This window comes from Selenobaculum gibii (assembly GCF_030273445.1).
Lineage (GTDB): Bacteria > Bacillota > Negativicutes > ICN-92133 > ICN-92133 > Selenobaculum > Selenobaculum gibii.
In genome coordinates this window covers 2,578,661-2,600,010 of the sequence record NZ_CP120678.1, presented here as the reverse complement: position 1 = coordinate 2,600,010, position 21,350 = coordinate 2,578,661, and the positions used below count along the sequence as shown (strand labels likewise).

The following is a 21,350-nucleotide window of genomic DNA, read 5'->3' as shown; positions in this document are numbered from 1 at the left end:
TTCTTGCCATTGGGTGTAGAAAGGGGGATTTTGGATGATTGAACGCGTTCCACCACAAAATATTGAAGCGGAGCAGGCCGTCTTAGGCGCAATGTTGATTGAAAAAGAAGCAATTTCAAAAGTTGCTGAATTTGTAAAAGGGGCAGACTTTTATCGCGAAGCACATCGAATTATTTTTGATGTAATGCTTGAGTTATTTAATAAAAATGAAGCTGTTGATTTAGTTACAGTAATCGAACTTTTGCGAAAAAATGACCAGCTGGAAAAGGTTGGAGGCATAGCCTATGTTACCTCACTTGCCAATAGCGTACCGACGGCGGCAAATGTAACCTATCATGGAAAGATTGTTGAGGAAAAAGCACTGCTTCGGCAACTAATTAATTCGGCAACTGAAATTGCGGGGATGGGTTATGAGGATAGTGAAGAGGTCGCCGATATTCTCGATAAAGCGGAGAAAAAAATCCTTGAAGTATCGGAAAGAAAAATTAATGGGGATTTTACGCCAATCAAAAAAATTGTCTTAGATACCTTTAGTAAGATTGAGCAACTGTATGATTCTAAAGGGGGAATCACAGGTCTTTCTACGGGCTTTAAAGATTTAGACAAATTAACATCAGGGCTTCAACCTTCTGATTTAATCTTAATTGCGGCACGTCCGAGTATGGGGAAAACGGCATTTACATTAAATATTGCTTCGCATGTTGGGATCAGGGAGAAGAAGGCTGTTGCTTTTTTCTCGCTTGAAATGTCGAAAGAGCAGCTTGTTCAACGTATGATTTGTTCTGAAGCGCCGATTGATTCACAACGGCTTAGAGTTGGGGATTTAGAAGACCGCGATTGGACGAAACTGATTGGTGCGGCAGATAAATTGGCATCTTCACCAATTTTTATTGATGATACGCCAGGAATTACTGTTATGGAGATGCGTTCGAAAGCTCGAAGATTAAAAATTGAGCATGATTTACAGTTGATTATCATTGACTATTTACAATTGATGCAGGGCAGTGGCAGTAAAGGTTCGGATAACAGACAACAAGAAATTTCCGAAATTTCACGTTCTCTTAAAGCGTTGGCGCGTGAGCTTAATGTTCCAGTGATTGCGCTTTCACAGCTTAGTCGTAGCGTTGAATCCCGACAAGTAAAAAAACCGATGCTCAGTGACTTGCGTGAATCAGGATCTCTAGAGCAAGATGCGGATATTGTGGCATTTTTATATCGCGAAGATTACTATGATCCTGATACGGAAAATAAAAATATTACTGATATTATCATAGCGAAACATCGTAATGGGCCTGTAGATACGGTGCAATTATTCTTCCATAAACACTTTACAAAATTCTGTGATTTGTCTCGTTTGCAAAATTAAATCTAGGCTAAAGGGACCCTATTTCAAAGAAAATCCAATGAATGTGGATATTTGTTCTAGAAATAGGGCTTTTGTCATTACAGACTAATAAGTATTTGACACTACTTGCAAATAAATGCTATGATAATCAAGGATAAGAAGAGAATAAATTTAGAGACACAAATGCAGGCGTAAATTTTATGCCTATTTGCGTTGTTTTTTTGTGTTTGGGCAATACTATTTGTTGATACATTTTGCATTCACGTGGCATAGAAATGTCAGTGATATATTGAGGAGGATATTGAGGAATGATTGAACGTTATACCAACCCTGAGATGGGTGCTATCTGGACTCTACAACATGAATTTGAAGTAATGCTTGATATTGAAATTGCTGCTTGTGAAGCTATGGCCGAACTTGGTCAAATTCCTAAAGAAGCGGTAAAAAATATTAGAGAGAAAGCGACTTTCGATCTTGATAGAGTGAAAGAAATTGAAAAAGTAACAAATCATGATATTATTGCATTTTTAACAAATGTGGCTGAATATGTAGGCGACGATTCAAAATACATACACAAAGGGTTGACTTCAAGTGATGTTAAAGATACAGCACTTGGGGTAATGATGAAACGCTCTGCTGATATCATTATTGAAGATTTAGAAAAATTCCGTGATGTATTAAAACGTCGTGCGGCGGAACACAAATATACAGTTTGCATTGGCAGAACACATGGGATTCATGCTGAGCCAATGACATTAGGATTAAAATTTGCACTTTGGTTAGATGAAGTGGAACGTAATATTGTACGTGTAAAAGCAGCAAGAGAAAGCGTTGCAGTAGGCAAAATTTCTGGTGCTGTTGGAACGTATGCAAACATTGATCCATTCATCGAAAAATACGTTTGTGAAAAAATGGGTATTAAAGCAGCTAATCTAGCTACACAAGTTATTCAAAGAGATCGCCATGCCGAATATATGACATCTCTTGCTATCGTGGCAAGTTCACTTGAAAAATTTGCGACAGAAGTTCGTAACTTGCAAAGAACAGACATCCGTGAAGTTGAAGAATACTTCAGCCCAGGCCAAAAGGGTTCTTCAGCAATGCCGCATAAACGTAACCCAATTACTTGCGAACGCGTAGCAGGGCTTGCTCGTATCGTTCGTGGTAACGCACTTGCATCTTTAGAGAACGTATCTTTATGGCATGAACGTGATATTACGCATTCTTCCGTAGAACGTGTAATTTTACCAGACAGCACAATTACTGTGGATTATTGCTTACGCAAATTCACAAATATTGTGGATAAATTATTGGTATATCCAGATGCAATGAAAGCAAATATTGAAAAAACTGGCGGACTTATTTTCAGTCAACGCTTATTGCTTGCGATTGTAAGTAAAGGTGTACTTCGTGAAGATGCATATAAATGGGTACAAAGAAATGCAATGGCGAAATGGATGGAAGGCCAAGATTTCAAAACAAATGTATTTAACGATGAAGATATTAAAAAATACTTGTCTCACGAAGAAATTGAGGCTTGCTTTGAGTATTCTTACTACTTACGCTATGTAGATACTATCATGGCTCGTTTCGGTCTATAATAAAAGCTGCTTTTGTGGGCTTAATAAAGAGGTGTATATTATGTCATCAGTTGTCGTAATGGGAACCCAATGGGGCGATGAAGGTAAAGGTAAAATCGTTGACTATTTAGCTGAAAAAGCTGATGTTGTCGTTCGTTATCAAGGTGGCAGCAATGCAGGTCATACTGTTGTTGTAAAAGGAAAAGAATTTAAATTACGTTTATTGCCATCGGGTATTCTATATAAAGGGAAAAAATGCGTAATCGCCAATGGCGTAGTTATTGATCCTGGGGTATTGCTTGAAGAAATGGACGGAATGGTAGCAAAAGGTGTATCCATTGATGATATCCGAATTTCAAACCGTGCCCATGTCATTATGCCATATCATAAAGCGATTGATGAGCTATTCGAGGAAGCTCGTGGCGATAAAAAGATTGGTACGACAAAACGCGGGATTGGTCCGTGTTATATCGATAAAGATGATCGCATAGGAATTCGTATTGTTGATTTAATGGATGAAGAAGAATTCAGTGCAAAACTAAAAACAAATCTTGCGATTAAAAATAAATTATTAAAAGCTGTTTATAACCATGAAGGTTTTGACTTTGAAACAGTGAAAAAAGAGTATCTTGGCTATGCAGATCGTTTACGTAAACATGTAGTCGATACGTCTTCTTTACTAAATAAAGAATTAAATGCGGGCAAAAAAGTACTATTTGAGGGCGCGCAAGCAACTATGCTTGATCTTGACCATGGTACTTACCCTTATGTTACATCTTCGCATCCGATTTCAGGTGGTGTATCTGTAGGGGCAGGCATTGGTCCTAATAAAATTAATACAGTGGTCGGTGTAGTAAAAGCTTACACGACGCGTGTTGGTGAAGGCCCATTCCCAACTGAACAATTAAATGAATATGGTGAAAAAATTCGTGAATGTGGTCGTGAATTTGGCACAGTTACGGGGCGTTCCCGTCGTTGTGGATGGTTTGATGCATGTGTAGTTCGCTACGCAGGTCAATTAAGTGGCATTGACTATATGGCAATCACGCGTTTAGATATCTTAGATACATTTGATAAAATCAAAATGTGTGTAGGATATAAATATAAAGGCGAAATTCTAGATGAAATGCCTGCAAGCTTAAAAGTATTAGGGGAAGTTGAGCCTATATATGAAACATTTGAAGGTTGGATGACAGATATTTCTGGCACTCAATCCTATGATGAATTACCTGAAAAAGCTCGTAAATATATTGAACGCATGGCAGAGGTAACAGGAATTAAGATTGGTATTGTTTCTGTTGGTCCAGGTCGCGAGCAAACAATTGTATTAAAAGAAGTGTTTTAAGTTTAGTTCAGATAGATCTAAATGTGTATGAAATAGGGAATGGGAAGGTAATCTTATCCATTCCTTATTTTCAAAAAAAATGTTGACAAGCATATTTATCTGCATTATAATATTGTCTTGTGAGTAATACGATCCACTAGCTCAGTCGGTAGAGCACCTGACTTTTAATCAGGGTGTCCCGCGTTCGAGTCGCGGGTGGATCACCATTGTGGCCCGTTGGTCAAGCGGTTAAGACACCGCCCTTTCACGGCGGCTTCACGAGTTCGAATCTCGTACGGGTCACCAATTTCATATGGGCGATTAGCTCAGCTGGGAGAGCGCCTGCCTTACAAGCAGGATGTCAGCAGTTCGATCCTGTTATCGCCCACCACTCACCTTTTTGTTTTTTGGCCCGGTAGTTTAGTTGGTTAGAATGCCGCCCTGTCACGGCGGAGGTCAGGGGTTCAAGTCCCCTTCGGGTCGCCATTTTGGCTCTGTAGCTCAGTCGGTAGAGCAGAGGACTGAAAATCCTCGTGTCAGTGGTTCGATTCCACTCGGAGCCACCATTTAAATTTTTTGATCCACTAGCTCAGTCGGTAGAGCACCTGACTTTTAATCAGGGTGTCCCGCGTTCGAGTCGCGGGTGGATCACCATTGTGGCCCGTTGGTCAAGCGGTTAAGACACCGCCCTTTCACGGCGGCTTCACGAGTTCGAATCTCGTACGGGTCACCATTTTTCCATGGGCGATTAGCTCAGCTGGGAGAGCGCCTGCCTTACAAGCAGGATGTCAGCAGTTCGATCCTGTTATCGCCCACCATAAGCTTATATACTCTATTCGATTTAGAATAGAGTTTATTTTTTTATCCAATAGGGCTATCTAAATAAAAGGATTGATAATATGGCCGATTTTAAATTAGATAAACAGAGAAATAAGGAAGCTTTGGAAAGGATTAGAGAATTTTTTTTAGAAGAAACAGGGACGAGATTAAGTGATTTTAAAGCACAATTTTACCTTGATTTTATGTTAGAAGAAATAGGTGAGTTCGTTTATGAACAAGCGCTTGCAGATTGTCATGCCTTGATGACAGATAAGATTGAAGATTTATTTTTACTTGAATATAAAAAGAAACGTTGAAATAAAAAGAACGCAATAAAAATTGCGTTCTTTAATATTTTACGTATAAAGCTTATCGGAAATTAAGCTTCTTTTTTTGTTTGAGATTTACAATCGCGACATTGTGGTTGATAGCAATCGTATTCTTCGGGGGATACAGCTGCATTGGCATAACATTTACCTTCAAAACAATACTGGCAAGAGGAAACTTTTTCTTGTTTCATAGAGGACACAACCTTTCGTATATACTATAGTTATATTATATATTCCTTTTAAAATTAGTAAATGGGATTACAAAATGTATACAAAATATTTTTAATGAAATACTGCTGTATACAAAATATTGTTTTGTTAAAACTACTAGTAACAGCTTAAAAGTTTATTAATTTTAGTTTGTGCATTTTCAGTTGGTTTATTATATAGTTTTAATTAAATTTATTTTTATTGACAGTATAATTTATGCTTGTTATAATTCCTATATAAATGAATATGCCGTGCAGAACTGACGGATATAGTGGAAGTGACCACGTGAACTGCATAGCAATGAAAGCCGACCGTCTGGGCAAAGAGAATGATGCTCAGGCGGTTTTTTGTCGTTTGGGTAGATTTCTCTAAAATCTTTAGTGTTAATTAAAGGAAGGATGGTTGATTTTATGAGAAATCGTTGGTTAATTGCTTTAGCCGCTATTGGTATCCACATCTGCATTGGAAGTGTTTATGCATGGAGCGTTCTTACGCGTCCGATTATGCAGGAGATGGGATTTTCTTTAAAAGAAACGACATGGGCATTTTCTTTAGCTATTTTATTTTTGGGGCTTTCGGCTGGATTTTTAGGTGATTTCGTAGAAAAATATGGACCGAAAAAAAGTGGTCTTGTTTCAATGTGCTTTTTTGGATTAGGGATGTTTGGTACTGCCTTTGCCTTTTATCAACAATCATTGATGCTTTTGTATTTATTCTATGGTGTAATTGGCGGGATAGGTTTGGGTGTGGGATATATCACACCAGTATCGACACTTGTAAAATATTTTCCGAATAACCGTGGATTTGCCACCGGGCTTGCAATTATGGGATTTGGATTTGCCAGCTTAATTGCAGGGCCAGTCATGCAGCATTTAACGGCAACGTATGGCTTGGTTTATAATTTTTTAATTTTAGGCTTTGTTTATATGCTAGTTATGGGCGCTTCAGCATTATATTTAAAACCGCCTGTTGAGAATGAGATCGTAATAAAAAATAAAATTCATTGCAATGTCCATGGATTTATGGCAAATGAAGCATTAAAAACATGGCAATTTAGCGCACTTTGGTGGATTTTTTTTGTGAATATTACTTGTGGTATTGGCCTTTTAGCGGTAGCATCTCCAATGGCGCAAGAGGTTGTACAAATGTCGGCCGCTGAGGCTGCTGCTATTGTTGGTGTGATTGGATTAGTGAATGGACTTGGGCGTATTGTTTGGTCTACTGTTTCTGATTATATTGGAAGAGGGTTCACCTATGTTTTATTCTTTTTTATTCAAATGATAGCCTTTTGGAGGCTGGCTCTAACTACAGATGCACTTGTTTTTCAAGGTTTGATTCTCTTGATTATCAGCTGCTATGGAGGAGGTTTTTCCTGCATGCCAGCATATCTTAGTGATATTTTTGGAACTAAGCAGCTGAGTGCAATTCATGGGCGCATTCTTACTGCATGGGGAATTGCAGGGGTAGTCGGTCCATCATTAGTTTCTTTGTTTCGTGAAACGACAAATGGCTATAGCACAATTTTATATTTTTTCGTTGTTTGTTTTTTCGTAAATGCCTTTATTGCATTGATATTAAAATATAAAGGAAAACATATAGCTGCAAAATCAGCTAATACAGTTGTAAAAACGGCGTGAAGCTAAGAAATATTTAAACAAGCTTGGTAACATCTTAAATATTGCAAAAACAATAAGATTTAATTGAATTTTCTAAAGAAAAGTGGTAAACTTAATAAGTGTTAAATAGGCGGGCGTAGTTCAATGGTAGAACATCAGCTTCCCAAGCTGAATACGAGGGTTCGATTCCCTTCGCCCGCTCCATAGAGAATATAAGCCCTCACGGCAGTTGTCGTGAGGGCTATTTTTATGTGTCTGCACCTTATTTGCACCTTATAGGGAAATATGAGTTTAGTATAATTTGAAAATATTCAATAAAATTTTCTTTTGAAAAAGGTTCTGCGTGATAGTTTTTGATAAATTCATCGACTTTATCTTCATGTAAGAGTAAATTCTTTATTCCATTAGCACTTTTTCGTTGACCATTATGTTTACCTTCAATTTTCTTATAGCGATCATTATATTTGGCTTTAATATATTTGATAAAATCGGTTTTGGATATTTCTTGCTCCAATGGAATTTTCATATTAAACCATTTAGTATATTTTTGATAAAATATTTCTGTAAAAGTATTATTATCCGAAGAATCTTCTTCACAGTATTCACTAATAAATTTATCAATTTCTTCTTTATGATTAATTATTTTCTTTTGTGGAATGGTTTCATTATAAAGTAGATCAAGTCCATAGTTTAAAAAACCAGTAACTAGAAAAAATAATTCATATGAATCTAATTTTTCATAAACTGCGTTTTCTAAATTCCCTGTACAATCAATAGTATCGTATTGAAGGCTTGTTGTAGCTGTATTAAAGCCGACAGATGATAAATCTTGACATATTCTAATATAATGTGCAGGACTTTGATAATTAATAGTAGAGAAATGCTCATCTTGATATTTTATAGTTTTAGAATTAATAAGATTACTAAATGTTTGAACCTCTGCTTCAGTGGAACTTGCATCAATATTAACAATGTTTCCCATAAGCTTATCTTTAAGAAGTTCTCCGATATTAACTTTATTGCTTAAGTATGAAGCTGGGTATTCTGTTAGATGACAAAATGGTTTACGTTTGTCTGAAGAAAATGCTAGAGGTTCTAATTCTTTTTGTATAAAAGGTGCGTTTGATATAGTAGAAAGTGGATATAAAAAAATATCTTTTAAAAAGTTATTTATAAAGGAAATATTTTTAGAGAAGATAATTGTAAAATTAGACGATGTGTTGTTTATCTCGTTTAAGTAACTTTTACCTAAATATATTTTGGTTAACATAATTGCGATTTTATCAATGATGTTAGTATTTCCTTTACTGATATTAAAAAATAATAATATTAGTTTTGAAAAGGGATTTGTTGAATTTTGATATTCTTTTAGTATACGTTGATATTTCATTTGAAAAATATTGGAAATTAAGGTTAGGTTTGTTTCAGGAATAGAAAAATGTTTATATAAAAGCTTAAGGTAATATTTTTTATATTCTTTTTGTCGTTCTTGTGCATTGGAAGTACTGTTAATGACTTGAGTAGAGTAATAAAGATTAATTAATCTATCGACAAGTTGATAGTGAATCATATTTATAGTGCAACCATAGAGGATAGAAGCCTTGTACTTTTTTTCAGGAATAATATTATTTTGATGCGCGAAGTGTAGTTGTAATAATGATTTAAGGTCGTCAGGAGATGAGTTAAAGTAGTTAGAAATGTGTTTGCATAATTTATTAAAATCTTTACCAGAAACGAGTAAAGAGCCATTTTGTGAAGTGAAATAAATAATTGTTTTATCAAGGATAACAAAGTCTAATTCAAATTTATGTAAAATGCATTCAAGACAGTTTGCATATTGTTTTTGCCAGCAAAGGCATATAGGGGGTTGTATACGATAAGTATTCTTATCAATTAAATTTTTAATATTATTTTTAATTTCAGATAATCCTTTTTGCAAAGACGTATTATATTTATAAATCATATTATCTTGAGAAATTGAATTAGGATTACAACTATCCGTTGATGGATTAGAAGAGGTTAAAGGATTTGGTTCAGTCGATAAAGATTCAGTTGAATTTTTATTATTTGATTTTTTGTCAGTCAAAATACTTGAAGGGGAGCTGTAAATGTTAAAATGTCCCAATGCACTATTTATGTTATTTTGTGAAACGTTACATATCTTTAATACATAATTACTAAAAGTATTCAGGTGTTTCTGAATGGAATCCTCTTTTCTTACTTTTTCTTGTTCATTCTTAAAAATTTTATCTAATTGGTTAATTAAGCGGGACGGATTGCTAAATTTGATATTTATTTGAGTTTCTTCCTCTGATATTCGCTTAATATCTTGCTCAAAAATATCTGGATTTAATTTGATATTAATAGATTGATTCATATTCAACTTGATACCCACTTTCCATAAATATTATTAAAGCTATAATTTCGCTAAATTTATAACGTGTCCTTTAACGGATAGCCTAATTTTAAAAATATATTAATGATTATCCATGGTTAAAGAACAGCTCTATATTATAAAAAAGCATGAATTAAAAATATTACGCTATTGTTTACGCTAAGTTATACGCCATTAAAACTATTATATAGTTGTTGGACATAGGAAAAATAATCAAAAAAAAGGTTATTATAATTATTTAAAATAAAAATATTTATAACAATATAATAAATATAAGTAATATATATAGGGAATATGCAGAAGTATTATATACTAAGAGACTTGAAGCAAAAGTATTTCTAGGATGTGGGGGAAAATATATATCCAAGATAGAAGCTGTAGTACAAAATTAATACAATGCTAACACAATGATAAACCAATAAAAGGTTTATCATTTTTTATTTTGAGGTGAATCAAATGAGAGAAAAAACAATTCAGGTAAGAGTATCAGAACGGGAACAAATGGAACTAGACAAAAAGGTGAAAGATAGTGGAATGACGGTAAGTGCAATTGTACGTAGTTTGATAACACGTAATGAGGTAGTAGTTTATGAAGATGGAAAAACGATATGCAAAGATATAGCTTCTTTACATAATACAATGAATCAGTATTATCATAGAGTGCAATCAAAGCTTGATTATCTGGAACGTCAAATGGTAGGTTTAGAACAGCAATTTTATAAGGACGGTATGGATAGTGAACAAGTTAAACGGGTTTTAATGAATGCACAAACAGTAATTGATTTAATGCGCGCGGATTTAGTTGCCAATCAAGACAGAGCTAATTGTGCAATTGAAAGGATCGTTGATAAAAATGGCAATTTTTAAAGTAATAAATCAAAAAGAGAACGACTATCTATCTTTACACAGAAAAGTTAATTACATCGAAAATTTTTGTGCAACTAGTGAAAATTTAATTTATGGAACAAATGTAAGTTGTTTTAATACGTATAAAGAAATGATGTTAGTAAAGAAAGTTTTTAATCAGAGCAATGGTAAAGCATATAACCACTTTATTTTAAGTGTAGAAGAAACAGATGAAGTTACCGAAGTTGATTTTATGGATGTAGCAATAGATGTATGCGATATGATTGCAACATTTAGAGGAAATTATCAGGTTTTAATGGCTGTTCATACAGATACAGATATATTACATGTGCACTATATCGCAAATAATATTGACTATATAGAGGGATCAAGGGTTAATGTAAACAGGAGTTACATTTATGAAATAAAATGCAAAATAAATGAATCTTTAGAATTGGCTCATTTAAAGCCAATACGAATGAAGTATTGTTGATGTAAAAAATTAAAAGAGTCTATACATACCAGTAAAACAGGAGGTGTAGCAATGAGCAAAGACCAGATAGTTAAAGATAGATTTCTCACGGCAAGAGAAGTTGTAGAGGTATTTTTCGAAGATAAACTAAAATATTCGCGTGTATTAAAAATGACGCGGGAAGGATATTTACCAGCAGTAAAAATGGGAAAGGCGTATGTTTATTCCTTAAAAGAATTAGAGAAGTGGGCTGAAAAAAATTTTAGTACACCATCATGGGTAAAAGTGACAATGAATTAAAAAAATAGATAAAAGAAGCGGAGCAGTCTTAATCAGATGCTTCGCTTTTTTATTTTGGAGGGAGCAAAATGGCAGGTTCAATTATTGATTATGGCAATAATAAATGGGAGCTTAGAATTTCAGGTGGATACATTAATGGAAAGCAAAAAAGGCACACAAAAAGAATTATGGCGACTTCTAGAAGAGCCGCACAGAAAGAGCTAGATAAATTTTATTTAGAGGTCGCAAATAAGCCTAAAATTGATGATGGTGGAAAAATTACTTTCGGAAAGTTTGTGGAAATATGGAAAGAAAAACATAATGCAAAGCTAGGATTGACCACAGCTGCAAATCATAATGATTTATTGAAAAATAGGTTGTTGCCAGCTTTTTATGGAATTCCACTAAAAAAGCTATCAACAGATAGGATTTTAGATTTTATAGAAAATTTAAAGCAGCCTAATATCAATAGGCGAAGCAACAAACAAGGGGGTAAATTATCTGCGACAAGTATACATAAGCATTTTAAACTTCTGAATTTAATCTTAAATAAAGCGGTTGAATGGAAGTACATAGACAAAAATCCCTGCCAACAAATCGCTAAAAGTGACCTTCCTAAACCTAATTATCATAGGTTGCCAATATGGAATGAACAACAGTTAAAAATGTTTCTTCAAATTATTGAATCTTTACCAGAGACAGCACGGGTAGTAAAGCATAAGGCAATGTTTTATATTGCATTGATTACCGGAACAAGAAAAGGGGAATTTAGTGCTCTTACTTGGGATTGTATTGACTGGGAAGAAAAATCAATTTATATAAATAAATCTACAAAATACATTAAAAGTAGCTTGAATGAGGTGTCAAAACCTAAGACGGAAAAATCTGAACGTAAATTGTATATTGATGATTACACGCTATCATTATTAGAAAAACACCGTGAAACTCAAGAGAAATATTTATTGGAACATAATTATGAGAATCCAAATGGGTACGTATTTTTGGCGGTAAGGAGAAGAAACGGAGAGCTGGTTCCAGTTACTCCTACTTGCTTGCCTAATTGGATGAATTCAATTATAGGTGAAAGTGGACTTGCTCATATTACTGTACATTCTCTAAGGCATATGGCAGCTACGTATGCGCTTAATAATGGAGCTGCATTAACAACAGTTCAGACAATGTTGGGACACACGAATATTAGGACAACGTCAATATATCTTCATGATTTGGATGAAAAACGCAAAGAAGCAACGGCTATCTTATCTAATCAAATTGCACAGTTAAGGGACAGTGATATAGGAAGAAGTAAATAAGTTGAATATTAGGGCAAAAAATCCCGCAACCCTAATTGGTTGCGGGAGATTTTGTTTGGGCATAAACATAGTCTGTTACAGATTGTCTTGGAATTTTCCAAATGCGATTGATGCGAAATGCTTTTAGGTTGCCAGAAGCTAGGAGTTTGTAAGCTGAATTTTTACCGATGTTTAGCATTTCAGTAAGTTCTTCTACAGTTACTAAATCTTCATATTGATTAAACATGATTAATGTACCTCCACAATGATTTATTAATATGATGTTAATACATCATTAAGAAAGTATTGAGCAATCAGATTCAAATTTAAATAATTAAAACAAATTTTACTTGTTTAATCTGGAGTTTGCATAATCAATAACGGATGAAGAAGATATTTTTCATGCTCTGCCTGCTTTAAATGCTTTTAATTCGCCACGTTGTATCAATTGATAAATCACTTGACTGCTACAGCCTAAAAGACTAGCTGCATCAGATGCGTGCATTAATAGCTGTTGATTATACATGATTATTCACCACCTAACATTGTTATTTAATATTATGTTAGGTTATTTTAAGGAGGGACAGGACTAATTATATTAAATTTTATTGGACAGAAGTTTGATTCTCCTCGCATTCACCAGTAATAATGCAATTTCGGAAAATTGATTTAGATATAGATTCAGGCGTTAAGAATTTTTGTCTTAACGCCTTCTTGGCATGGGGACCGGAAATATTTCTATAAAGAAGAATGGGTATAGTATATAATAAAAAGAAAACTATAATATTTCTAGAATATTAAATAGTTTAAAATTGAGATTTTCATAATAAACTACTAAAAAGGGGAGAGTAGTAATGCAGTACTTAATAGAAAAAATGACAGAAAATCATTGGGAAAGAGTAAAAAAAATTTATTTACAAGGGATACATAGCAATTTGGCAACTTTCCAGACGGATGCACCAGAGTGGGAAACCTGGAACTCTGGACACACGATAGCATGTCGTTTTGTAGCAATTGTACAGGGTGAAGTTGAAGGATGGGTGGCAATTAGTCCAGCATCATCACGTTGCTGCTACCAAGGTGTTGGTGAAGTTAGCTTATATATTGATGAGGTTTTTAGGGGAAAAGGAATGGGTGCATTTCTATTGAATTATTTGGTATTAGAATCAGAAAAACAAGGATTTTGGTCACTATATTCTGCGATTATAAAAGAAAATGAAGCAAGTATTTTCCTACATGAAAAGTGTGGGTTTAAAAAAATTGGTATACGTGAGAAACTTGCTAAAATGAAAAGTACAGGAAAATGGCATGATGTCGTTCTTATGGAACGAAGAAGTACTGTAATTGGTATTAAATAAAAACAAGAAAGATATTTTGGAGATTGACGATGAAAAGTTTAGAAGAACAAGTTTTAATTTTTAAAGCTTTATCAGAGCCGTTAAGGATAGAGTTACTTAGAATAATCAAAAGTAAAGAACGAGTTTGCGTATGTGAGTTGACTGAAAAAACAGGGATGAGTCAAAGTAAATTATCATACCACTTAAAAATGTTATTAGATGCAGGTTTGATCTCTATACATCCAGAAGGAAAATGGAACTTTTATAGTATTTGTATAAATTCATTTCAAAAAATATTTGCGTGTGACTTTATTTCGGAGTTATTTTTAAATAATTCTTGACAAATCAAAAAAAGTTGATATGATAAAAATATAAGTTTATTCGATTTATATTTTTTGAAAAATATATCAAAATAATTTGATTTAATAATGTATAAAATAAATTTGATTTGAAAAAATATAAATCGGAACAGTTTATCCTGTATATGAATATATTGTAATATAGTCATATACAAGGTGAAAATAAATTAGCGTGTAGCTAATATAAAAAGGAGTTTTTGCTATGAGTAAAATTGAAATATTTGATCCTGCAATGTGTTGTTCAACAGGGATATGTGGTCCTAGTATTGATAAAGAATTGCTTAGAGTAGCAACGGTGATTAACAACATTGAGAAGAAAGGGATAAAGATTATACGGTATGGATTATCTAGTAATCCGCAAGCTTTTATCATGAATACAAAAGTCAATGAATTATTACGTGAACATAATGAAAAAATATTGCCTATTACCCTTGTAAATGGAGAAGTTGTGAAAAGCCGTGCGTATCCAACGAATGATGAATTTGCGGCATGGACTGGACTTGCAAAAGAAGAATTTTCCAAAATGCCAAAAATGAAACATAAAAAATTAGGTGGATGCTGTGGTGGCAATGGTTGTTGTTAAAAATAAATAGGAGGCGTTTGTATGGATAAACAATTTAGGGTGGATGCAATAAATTTTACTAAATATTTGTTTTTCACAGGTAAAGGCGGTGTTGGAAAAACATCTACGGCTTGTGCGACAGCAATGACTTTAGCAGATAATGGTGAAAAAGTTTTTTTAGTTAGCACTGATCCAGCATCTAATTTACAAGATGTATTTGGTATGGATTTATCTAGTAAAGGGACAGCAATTAGTGAAAATCCAAATTTAGTTGTAGCAAACTTAAATCCAGAAGAGGCTGCACGTGAATACCGTGATTCAGTAATTGAACCATATAAAGGTAAGTTACCCGATAGTGTAATAAAAAATATGGAGGAACAATTATCTGGTTCATGTACAGTAGAAATTGCAGCATTTAATGAGTTTTCTAATTTTATTACAGATAAAAAAATGCAAAAAGAATACGATTATATAATTTTTGATACAGCACCGACGGGGCATACGCTTAGAATGTTACAATTGCCATCGGCGTGGAGTAATTTTATCAGTGAAAGTACGCATGGCGCATCTTGTTTGGGGCAATTAGCAGGGCTAGAAGATAGAAAAGAAATTTATAAAGAAGCAGTAAAAATGCTTGCTAATAGTGATAAAACAACGCTTGTATTAGTAACCCGCCCTGATTATGCACCATTGCAAGAGGCAGCACGTGCCTCTAAAGAGTTAAAAGAATTAGGGGTAGAAAATCAAATTCTAGTTATTAATGGTGTGCTAGAATTGGATGTAGAAAATGATGAAGTTGCGGATGCTTTATACAAAAAACAACAAAGGGCAATGCAAAGTATTCCAGTTGAGATAGCAGATCTTGCAACGTATAGTATTCCGCTTCGGTCATATAATTTGACGGGAATTCAAAATATTAGAATGATGCTAACGAAAGATTCTTTAGAGGTAAATGATTATAAGTTAAATACGCCTCAATTAAAAACGGTAAAAGATTTAATTGGCGACTTGCATGCATCGAAAAAACGCGTTATTTTTACGATGGGTAAAGGTGGTGTAGGCAAGACAACACTTGCAGCGTCGATTGCGATTGGTTTGGCAAGTAAAGGGGAAAAGGTACATTTAACGACGACGGATCCAGCTGATCATTTAAAATTTGTCATAAAAGATGGTTTAGGGATTACTGTAAGCAAGATTGATGAAAAGCTGGAATTGAAAAAATATCAAGAGGAAGTATTGAATAAGGCGCGAGAAACGATGACCGAAGATGATATCGCTTATGTTGAAGAAGATTTGCGCTCACCGTGTACACAAGAAATTGCAGTATTCCGTGCTTTCGCTGACATTGTAGAAAAAGCAGATGATGAAATTATTGTGATTGATACTGCACCAACGGGACATACGTTATTACTATTAGATGCTACGCAAAGCTATCACAAAGAAGTCGAAAGAACGCATGGTGATATGCCGGAATCTGTAAAGAATCTCTTGCCAAGATTGCGTGATGAAGCGGAAACTGCAGTCGTGATTGTAACTTTGCCGGAAGCTACACCTGTTTATGAAGCAATGCGTTTGCAAGCAGATTTGAAACGTGCAGGCATCCATAATAAATGGTGGGCAATCAATTCTAGTATGTTAAAATCAAATACACAAAGTCCACTTCTAAAAGCAAAGGCTACTGGTGAAATTCCTTGGATTAATAAAGTAGATGAAATAGCATGTGGAAATTTTATTGTGATTCCTTGGAAAGGGGAAGAAATCAAAGGGGATAAATTAGTAGAATTGATTCATGAGTAGTAATGAAAAAATTAGATGTGCAATATTTTGTACATCTAATTTTTGCTTAGTAATATGATATAATAAATTTACAAATAGTGATTATAGTGGAGAAACTGTTATTGTAGTAGGTGAATTACGGATGGAATATGTTGATATATTAAAAGGTTTAGCGGATGCCAATAGATTAGCAATTTTATGCTATTTGCGAAATGGCAGTAAATGTGCATGTGAGATTGAAAATTTGCTTAAAATATCCCAGTCGGCGACATCGAAGCAGTTAAATAGATTACGATTGCTTGGTTTAATTTATGCAGAAAAAAAAGGACAATGGGTGTATTATCAAATCGCTGGGCATATTTACGATAAATATCCGTTTTTAGTGCAATTATTAGAGGATGTTGATTCACAATATGGCTTTAGTAAGCTAGGAAATACGGTTAAGTGTAATGATTAATCGCAATAAAATGGGGAGTGTCAGAAATGAAAAAAGTAGCTTTTATTTGTGTACATAATTCTTGTAGGTCGCAGATGGCAGAGGCATTTGGAAAAGTATTGGGGTTAGAAGTTATGGAAAGTTTTTCGGCTGGTACGGAAACAAAACCCCAGATTAACCAAGATGCAGTACGCATCATGAAGGAAATAGGTATTGATATGGAGATTAGTCAACGTTCAAAGCTATTAACGGATATTCCAGAAGTGGATATTGTGATTACAATGGGGTGTAATGTAAATTGTCCGATGGTAAAATGCAGTCATCGTGAAGATTGGGGCTTAGATGATCCATCGGGTAAAGGTGATGAGGAATTTCGAAAAACAAGAAACTTGATTAAATTGAAAATTGAAGAATTGGTTGCAAAAATAAAATTAGAGAAGTTATAAAAATAATTGCTAAACCAAGAAAAGTGAATATAAAGGTGCGCGTAAAAACGCGCTTTTAATTTGAATTTACAAAACAAATTTTTTTGATGTGTTACTTAGGAGGTAATTTCATGTTTGATTTTTTTATTGAACAAGTGCTAGGCATGAAGTGGCTAGCAAATTTTATTAGCAATATCATGATAAGCAACTTAGGTCTTGATGTTATGGAACCGTTGTGGGGGAGTGTACATTTCTTTATTTATGATACAATCAAGATCATGCTGCTGCTATTTACTCTGATTTTTATGATCACGTATATTCAATCGTATTTTCCACCAGAACGGACAAAGAAGATTTTGTCTAAATTTGATGGTATTACAGGAAATATTATCGCAGCTTTATTAGGTACAGTTACGCCATTTTGTTCTTGTTCAAGTGTACCAATTTTTATTGGCTTTACTAGAGCGGGACTTCCGATGGGGCTGACGTTTTCATTTTTGATTTCTTCGCCACTCGTTGATTTAGCATCAATGCTGATGTTAATGTCGTTCTTTGGGGTGAACTTCTCGATTGCGTATGTAGTGGTTGGTTTGGTTTTAGCTGTGATTGGTGGAATTTTGATTAGTATGTTGAAACTTGATCAAGAAATGAGAGAATATACGCAGCCGGTTCGTGAGTTATATAGTGAATCAGAAGAGTTTAATCAACGACAACGCCTTGAGTATGCGAAAACGGATACGATGTTAATCGTAAAGAATGTTTATCAATATATCTTAGTTGGGGTTGGGGTAGGTGCATTGATTCATAATTGGGTACCACAAGAGATGATACTAGCGGTTCTTGGCGATGATAATCCATTTGGGGTGTTGATTGTAACAATGATTGGTGTGCCGATTTATGCTGATATTTTTGGAACATTGCCGATAGCTGAAGCTCTTTATTTAGCAGGAGTACCAGCAGGTACGATACTTGCCTTTATGATGGCAGTTACAGCATTATCTTTGCCATCTATTATTATGCTTAGTAATGTGCTTAAACCTAAATTATTAGGGGTATTTGTTGGAATTGTAGCAGTGGGAATCTTGATCATTGGATATTTTTTCAATGCTTTTTCATCGTCGTTATTATAAACTGTTTCAATTATATATTATAACCATGAATAACTTGCAAGCCTTCGCATATAACGAGGAGCCCTTGCAAAGGAACATAGGAACATACATAAAGGCACTAGCTATTGATTTAGCTAGTGCCAATTCTATTTTGGGGAGGATTTAAAAAATGGAATCAGATTTAGAAAAATTGTCAGATGAAGAATTGTTAAGTACCTTCATCCAAGAATCTACGGCAAATCAGCTTATTGCAGAATATCAAACGATATATGGTGTTGTCATGCACACATCAGCGGTAGATGCAAAAAATACAAAAGGATTAGGACAAAGTAAGCTACACAAATTAGCATGTATTAAAGAGCTTTTATCACGTGTGCAAAAGGGGCAATCTAAACAAATTACAAAAATCTCATCACCACAAGATATTGCAGACTATTTTAGCGATATGGAAGATTTACAGCAAGAAGAATTTCGCATACTTATGCTAAACACAAAAAATCATATTATTGGTCAAAGACTTATATCTAAAGGCACAATCAATGCGAGTTTAGCATCACCTAGAGAAATCTTTTCCCCGGCAATAAAACTCATGGCAAGTCATATTATCTTAGTCCATAATCATCCTAGTTCAGAACCGTCCCCAAGTGCGGAAGATAAACGGATGACAGAAGTTGTCGTAAAAGCAGGAGATATTGTAAATATCAAAGTTCTCGACCATGTGATAATTGGTAAAAATACATATTTTAGCTTTAAGGAGCAAGATTTAATGGGCAGCAACTAATAAAAATTTTAGTTGCTGTTTTTATTAGTAATTAAAAAAATAATTTTAAAAACTGAAAAATATAAGGTGTAGTTAAAGTATTATAACTATTCTCTAAAGCGAATAAATGCCAAATTATGAGATAATTTAGATGGAGTGAGGTGAGAAAATTTTACAATGAAATCAGCATATAAAGAGCAAATGCGTCAAATAGGGTTAAATGTTTGCTACTATCGGAGATATAGAAAATTAACACAAACAAAATTAGCAGAACAGGTAAGCATTAGTAGTTGTTATTTATCCCAAATTGAGCGTGGATTAGTAAAAAATGCTGTTTCATTACCTGTGCTTATGGCAATAGCGGATGCTTTAGAAATAAAAATTGAGGAATTATTTAAGTTTAAAGATTTATCTAATAAATGATGTGAATTTAGCATTGAAAATTGATATGTGGAAAGGAAAATGAGAAGATGTTTTGTGAGAATTGCGGAAAAGAAATAGCTGAGGATATGAATTTTTGTGCGAAGTGTGGAGCTAGGAAAGTTGAAAAGGGGAATGTAAATAGTGTGATAGAAGAAATCAGGGAAAATGAGTTGGATTCAAGTGTAGACAATTTAAATTCACTAGAAGTCCAAGAAGTAAAAGAGTATAAATTCGATAAAGAAGGATTTGTATTTCTTTGGGTAATGCCGAAAAGGGAACGTACCTGTATAACCATTAAAGGGAATGACCTATCTTCAAGACAACATAACGAGGTTATGTTTATAAAATATTCAAAGAAAAATTTAGATTTAAGCGTTAATGATATCACTGGAGTATCTGTAGAAAAAGTTTTTTCTTGGAAATGGGTTATACTGGGGGTTGTTGGATTACTTGCAACAGTAGCAGGCGGAAACTTGGTGGCAGCTATACTAGCAATTATGGCGCTGCTTTTCATAAAACAAAAAAAGGTTGTCATTTTTTCCAAAGTAGGACAGATTGCTTTTTCCTGTAGCGCAACAGTTATGGATGAAGTAAAAGAATTAACGAAACATCTAAAAAGAATTAATTCAAATATAGATATCAGAATTGATTAATTCTAATTTTAAGAGTAAGAAAGAAGGGATTCGCTTGCAAAAACGGACGATAAGTTTATTGTGCTTAATTGTATTTTGTCTAGTAATAGTAGGTTGTGGTGGTAAAGCAAATATGATAACAAGCATGGATCCACGTACTAATATAATAAGAGATGGTCATTTTCACGATTATCCCAATATAAAAATAGGCGATGCATATGATGCATTCTTTTCGAATCCACAATGGAAATACTTCAAAAGTGATGATGGAACAGAAGTTGTTGAGTTTTCCGGTGGATGTCAATTTAGAAATGCAGACGTGAATGTTAGAGAACAGTTTATTCTTCATACTGATGACACTTTTGAGGCAGGAGCATTATCCTTTAATGATGTTCCACAGATTGAATTAATAAATAGTGCTTTAATTTCTACGGTTTTTGCTGCATATGAAAACAAGCAACTGCCTACTGATTTAAAAAAGTCTAGTGAGAAACAAGAAAATAAGAAATCAGCAAATCTTGTGGAAAACTTATTTGAAGTTTTAAATGACGATTCCTTAAATGTAAATCAAAAAAATGTAGATGAACGTCAGTATATAGTGAACAATCACAAAATAGGTGTTGCAGTAAGAAAAATAACCAATACCGATGATTTCCTTACCATTACTAAAGATGAAAGTAGTGTATATAATCAAAGAATTTCTAATGAACAAGGATATCGAATTTTTAGAATCAAAGAAAATCATTCGCAACGAGAATTTTTTATCGTTGATATGATGAAAAATTCATTACTAATGGGATATGATGAAAAAAATAATAGCTGGAATATTTATGTTAGTTCAGATAGTTACGAGAATACGGTTAATGGTGAACCGTGGATTAGTGCTATAAATGGGAGGTTGTATTTGACTTATCAGCAAGATGGCGTAAGAACGAAGAAACAAGTTTATCGTTTAGAATGGGATGATAATAAAGGCGCGTTTGATTGTATTGATGAAGGTATTCAATGATCTGCAAAACAATGC

General features: G+C 34.0%; 24 protein-coding genes, 9 tRNA genes and 1 riboswitch. Of the genes, 29 read left to right on the top strand and 4 right to left on the bottom strand.

What is annotated here, in order from left to right:
• Positions 1-34 precede the first annotated feature (34 nt).
• The 12 genes from dnaB to P3F81_RS12430 all read left to right on the top strand — a co-directional run bounded on the left by dnaB (position 35) and on the right by P3F81_RS12430 (position 5,385).
• A complete protein-coding gene (gene dnaB, locus P3F81_RS12485; protein ID WP_147669499.1) occupies positions 35-1,366 on the top strand; it encodes a replicative DNA helicase in 1,332 nt (443 codons plus the stop codon).
• A 287-nt stretch (positions 1,367-1,653) separates the two neighbouring features.
• Positions 1,654-2,946: an adenylosuccinate lyase gene (gene purB, locus P3F81_RS12480; protein ID WP_147669500.1), complete on the top strand. Its 1,293-nt coding sequence runs from the start codon at positions 1,654-1,656 to the stop codon at positions 2,944-2,946.
• Between the two features lie 40 nt (positions 2,947-2,986).
• Positions 2,987-4,270, top strand: a complete 1,284-nt coding sequence (locus tag P3F81_RS12475) for an adenylosuccinate synthase (protein WP_147669501.1) — start codon at positions 2,987-2,989, stop codon at positions 4,268-4,270.
• Positions 4,271-4,400: 130 nt separating this feature from the next.
• Positions 4,401-4,476 (top strand) — tRNA-Lys (locus P3F81_RS12470).
• Between the two features lie 4 nt (positions 4,477-4,480).
• Positions 4,481-4,555, top strand: a tRNA-Glu gene (locus tag P3F81_RS12465).
• Positions 4,556-4,564: 9 nt separating this feature from the next.
• Positions 4,565-4,640, top strand: a tRNA-Val gene (locus P3F81_RS12460).
• An 18-nt stretch (positions 4,641-4,658) separates the two neighbouring features.
• Positions 4,659-4,735, top strand: a tRNA-Asp gene (locus P3F81_RS12455).
• Positions 4,736-4,739: 4 nt separating this feature from the next.
• Positions 4,740-4,815: transfer RNA gene (locus P3F81_RS12450), tRNA-Phe, on the top strand.
• Positions 4,816-4,827: 12 nt separating this feature from the next.
• Positions 4,828-4,903: transfer RNA gene (locus tag P3F81_RS12445), tRNA-Lys, on the top strand.
• Positions 4,904-4,907: 4 nt separating this feature from the next.
• Positions 4,908-4,982, top strand: a tRNA-Glu gene (locus P3F81_RS12440).
• A gap of 9 nt (positions 4,983-4,991) precedes the next feature.
• Positions 4,992-5,067: transfer RNA gene (locus P3F81_RS12435), tRNA-Val, on the top strand.
• Between the two features lie 81 nt (positions 5,068-5,148).
• Positions 5,149-5,385: a DUF2164 family protein gene (locus P3F81_RS12430; protein WP_147669502.1), complete on the top strand. Its 237-nt coding sequence runs from the start codon at positions 5,149-5,151 to the stop codon at positions 5,383-5,385.
• Between the two features lie 62 nt (positions 5,386-5,447).
• Here P3F81_RS12430 and P3F81_RS12425 read toward each other — a convergent pair whose 3' ends face one another.
• Positions 5,448-5,588 carry a hypothetical protein gene (locus P3F81_RS12425; RefSeq protein WP_177504585.1) on the bottom strand — a complete coding sequence of 47 codons (141 nt, stop codon included), beginning with the start codon at positions 5,586-5,588 and terminating at the stop codon, positions 5,448-5,450.
• 264 nt (positions 5,589-5,852) lie between these two features.
• Positions 5,853-5,935, top strand: a riboswitch (ZMP/ZTP riboswitch).
• A gap of 82 nt (positions 5,936-6,017) precedes the next feature.
• Between P3F81_RS12425 and P3F81_RS12420 the strand changes: the two genes are divergently transcribed.
• On the top strand, positions 6,018-7,244 hold the full coding sequence (locus tag P3F81_RS12420; protein ID WP_147669503.1) for an L-lactate MFS transporter: 1,227 nt from the start codon (positions 6,018-6,020) through the stop codon (positions 7,242-7,244).
• A 109-nt stretch (positions 7,245-7,353) separates the two neighbouring features.
• Positions 7,354-7,427, top strand: a tRNA-Gly gene (locus P3F81_RS12415).
• 58 nt (positions 7,428-7,485) lie between these two features.
• Here the strand turns inward: P3F81_RS12415 and P3F81_RS12410 are convergent.
• Positions 7,486-9,606, bottom strand: coding sequence for a hypothetical protein (locus tag P3F81_RS12410; RefSeq protein WP_147669504.1), 2,121 nt, complete (start codon positions 9,604-9,606; stop codon positions 7,486-7,488).
• A gap of 468 nt (positions 9,607-10,074) precedes the next feature.
• Between P3F81_RS12410 and P3F81_RS12405 the strand changes: the two genes are divergently transcribed.
• The 4 genes from P3F81_RS12405 to P3F81_RS12390 all read left to right on the top strand — a co-directional run bounded on the left by P3F81_RS12405 (position 10,075) and on the right by P3F81_RS12390 (position 12,528).
• Positions 10,075-10,485 (top strand): plasmid mobilization protein, encoded by a 411-nt coding sequence (locus P3F81_RS12405; RefSeq protein ID WP_147669505.1) that lies wholly within the window; start codon positions 10,075-10,077, stop codon positions 10,483-10,485.
• Positions 10,445-10,957 carry a relaxase/mobilization nuclease domain-containing protein gene (locus tag P3F81_RS12400; protein WP_309320485.1) on the top strand — a complete coding sequence of 171 codons (513 nt, stop codon included), beginning with the start codon at positions 10,445-10,447 and terminating at the stop codon, positions 10,955-10,957. The genes P3F81_RS12405 and P3F81_RS12400 overlap by 41 nt, the downstream gene beginning before the upstream one ends.
• A 51-nt stretch (positions 10,958-11,008) precedes the next feature.
• The gene (locus tag P3F81_RS12395) at positions 11,009-11,236 is read left to right on the top strand and encodes a helix-turn-helix domain-containing protein (RefSeq protein WP_147669507.1); all 228 of its coding nucleotides are present in this window, start codon (positions 11,009-11,011) and stop codon (positions 11,234-11,236) included.
• A 68-nt stretch (positions 11,237-11,304) separates the two neighbouring features.
• Complete coding sequence (locus P3F81_RS12390) at positions 11,305-12,528, top strand: tyrosine-type recombinase/integrase (protein ID WP_147669508.1); 1,224 nt, start codon at positions 11,305-11,307, stop codon at positions 12,526-12,528.
• A 31-nt stretch (positions 12,529-12,559) separates the two neighbouring features.
• Here the strand turns inward: P3F81_RS12390 and P3F81_RS12385 are convergent, their stop codons facing one another.
• Positions 12,560-12,754, bottom strand: coding sequence for a helix-turn-helix domain-containing protein (locus P3F81_RS12385; RefSeq protein WP_147669509.1), 195 nt, complete (start codon positions 12,752-12,754; stop codon positions 12,560-12,562).
• Between the two features lie 153 nt (positions 12,755-12,907).
• The gene (locus P3F81_RS12380) at positions 12,908-13,033 is read right to left on the bottom strand and encodes a helix-turn-helix domain-containing protein (RefSeq protein WP_147669510.1); all 126 of its coding nucleotides are present in this window, start codon (positions 13,031-13,033) and stop codon (positions 12,908-12,910) included.
• A 328-nt stretch (positions 13,034-13,361) separates the two neighbouring features.
• Between P3F81_RS12380 and P3F81_RS12375 the strand changes: the two genes are divergently transcribed.
• From P3F81_RS12375 to P3F81_RS12325, 11 genes are all read left to right on the top strand, one after another.
• Positions 13,362-13,865: a GNAT family N-acetyltransferase gene (locus P3F81_RS12375; protein ID WP_147669511.1), complete on the top strand. Its 504-nt coding sequence runs from the start codon at positions 13,362-13,364 to the stop codon at positions 13,863-13,865.
• Positions 13,866-13,894: 29 nt separating this feature from the next.
• A complete protein-coding gene (locus P3F81_RS12370; RefSeq protein WP_147669512.1) occupies positions 13,895-14,185 on the top strand; it encodes an ArsR/SmtB family transcription factor in 291 nt (96 codons plus the stop codon).
• A gap of 220 nt (positions 14,186-14,405) precedes the next feature.
• Positions 14,406-14,786 (top strand): arsenite efflux transporter metallochaperone ArsD, encoded by a 381-nt coding sequence (gene arsD, locus P3F81_RS12365; RefSeq protein WP_147669513.1) that lies wholly within the window; start codon positions 14,406-14,408, stop codon positions 14,784-14,786.
• Between the two features lie 21 nt (positions 14,787-14,807).
• Positions 14,808-16,562 (top strand): arsenical pump-driving ATPase, encoded by a 1,755-nt coding sequence (gene arsA, locus P3F81_RS12360; protein ID WP_147669514.1) that lies wholly within the window; start codon positions 14,808-14,810, stop codon positions 16,560-16,562.
• Between the two features lie 121 nt (positions 16,563-16,683).
• Positions 16,684-16,998, top strand: coding sequence for an ArsR/SmtB family transcription factor (locus P3F81_RS12355; RefSeq protein ID WP_147669515.1), 315 nt, complete (start codon positions 16,684-16,686; stop codon positions 16,996-16,998).
• A 26-nt stretch (positions 16,999-17,024) separates the two neighbouring features.
• Positions 17,025-17,423 carry an arsenate reductase ArsC gene (locus P3F81_RS12350; protein WP_147669516.1) on the top strand — a complete coding sequence of 133 codons (399 nt, stop codon included), beginning with the start codon at positions 17,025-17,027 and terminating at the stop codon, positions 17,421-17,423.
• A gap of 110 nt (positions 17,424-17,533) precedes the next feature.
• Complete coding sequence (locus P3F81_RS12345) at positions 17,534-18,532, top strand: permease (protein ID WP_147669517.1); 999 nt, start codon at positions 17,534-17,536, stop codon at positions 18,530-18,532.
• A 148-nt stretch (positions 18,533-18,680) separates the two neighbouring features.
• Positions 18,681-19,292 (top strand): RadC family protein, encoded by a 612-nt coding sequence (radC, locus tag P3F81_RS12340; protein WP_147669518.1) that lies wholly within the window; start codon positions 18,681-18,683, stop codon positions 19,290-19,292.
• Between the two features lie 156 nt (positions 19,293-19,448).
• Positions 19,449-19,694: a helix-turn-helix domain-containing protein gene (locus tag P3F81_RS12335; RefSeq protein WP_147669519.1), complete on the top strand. Its 246-nt coding sequence runs from the start codon at positions 19,449-19,451 to the stop codon at positions 19,692-19,694.
• A gap of 47 nt (positions 19,695-19,741) precedes the next feature.
• Positions 19,742-20,347, top strand: coding sequence for a zinc ribbon domain-containing protein (locus tag P3F81_RS12330; protein WP_147669520.1), 606 nt, complete (start codon positions 19,742-19,744; stop codon positions 20,345-20,347).
• 34 nt (positions 20,348-20,381) lie between these two features.
• Positions 20,382-21,335 carry a hypothetical protein gene (locus P3F81_RS12325; RefSeq protein ID WP_147669521.1) on the top strand — a complete coding sequence of 318 codons (954 nt, stop codon included), beginning with the start codon at positions 20,382-20,384 and terminating at the stop codon, positions 21,333-21,335.
• Positions 21,336-21,350: the final 15 nt, after the last annotated feature.

Coding starts and splice junctions, on each gene's coding strand:
- dnaB (WP_147669499.1), top strand. CDS start 35: ATGATTGAACGCGTTCCACCACAAAATATTGAAGCGGAGCAGGCCGTC.
- purB (WP_147669500.1), top strand. CDS start 1,654: ATGATTGAACGTTATACCAACCCTGAGATGGGTGCTATCTGGACTCTA.
- P3F81_RS12475 (WP_147669501.1), top strand. CDS start 2,987: ATGTCATCAGTTGTCGTAATGGGAACCCAATGGGGCGATGAAGGTAAA.
- P3F81_RS12430 (WP_147669502.1), top strand. CDS start 5,149: ATGGCCGATTTTAAATTAGATAAACAGAGAAATAAGGAAGCTTTGGAA.
- P3F81_RS12425 (WP_177504585.1), bottom strand. CDS start 5,588: ATGAAACAAGAAAAAGTTTCCTCTTGCCAGTATTGTTTTGAAGGTAAA.
- P3F81_RS12420 (WP_147669503.1), top strand. CDS start 6,018: ATGAGAAATCGTTGGTTAATTGCTTTAGCCGCTATTGGTATCCACATC.
- P3F81_RS12405 (WP_147669505.1), top strand. CDS start 10,075: ATGAGAGAAAAAACAATTCAGGTAAGAGTATCAGAACGGGAACAAATG.
- P3F81_RS12395 (WP_147669507.1), top strand. CDS start 11,009: ATGAGCAAAGACCAGATAGTTAAAGATAGATTTCTCACGGCAAGAGAA.
- P3F81_RS12390 (WP_147669508.1), top strand. CDS start 11,305: ATGGCAGGTTCAATTATTGATTATGGCAATAATAAATGGGAGCTTAGA.
- P3F81_RS12385 (WP_147669509.1), bottom strand. CDS start 12,754: ATGTTTAATCAATATGAAGATTTAGTAACTGTAGAAGAACTTACTGAA.
- P3F81_RS12380 (WP_147669510.1), bottom strand. CDS start 13,033: ATGTATAATCAACAGCTATTAATGCACGCATCTGATGCAGCTAGTCTT.
- P3F81_RS12375 (WP_147669511.1), top strand. CDS start 13,362: ATGCAGTACTTAATAGAAAAAATGACAGAAAATCATTGGGAAAGAGTA.
- P3F81_RS12370 (WP_147669512.1), top strand. CDS start 13,895: ATGAAAAGTTTAGAAGAACAAGTTTTAATTTTTAAAGCTTTATCAGAG.
- arsD (WP_147669513.1), top strand. CDS start 14,406: ATGAGTAAAATTGAAATATTTGATCCTGCAATGTGTTGTTCAACAGGG.
- arsA (WP_147669514.1), top strand. CDS start 14,808: ATGGATAAACAATTTAGGGTGGATGCAATAAATTTTACTAAATATTTG.
- P3F81_RS12355 (WP_147669515.1), top strand. CDS start 16,684: ATGGAATATGTTGATATATTAAAAGGTTTAGCGGATGCCAATAGATTA.
- P3F81_RS12350 (WP_147669516.1), top strand. CDS start 17,025: ATGAAAAAAGTAGCTTTTATTTGTGTACATAATTCTTGTAGGTCGCAG.
- P3F81_RS12345 (WP_147669517.1), top strand. CDS start 17,534: ATGTTTGATTTTTTTATTGAACAAGTGCTAGGCATGAAGTGGCTAGCA.
- radC (WP_147669518.1), top strand. CDS start 18,681: ATGGAATCAGATTTAGAAAAATTGTCAGATGAAGAATTGTTAAGTACC.
- P3F81_RS12335 (WP_147669519.1), top strand. CDS start 19,449: ATGAAATCAGCATATAAAGAGCAAATGCGTCAAATAGGGTTAAATGTT.
- P3F81_RS12330 (WP_147669520.1), top strand. CDS start 19,742: ATGTTTTGTGAGAATTGCGGAAAAGAAATAGCTGAGGATATGAATTTT.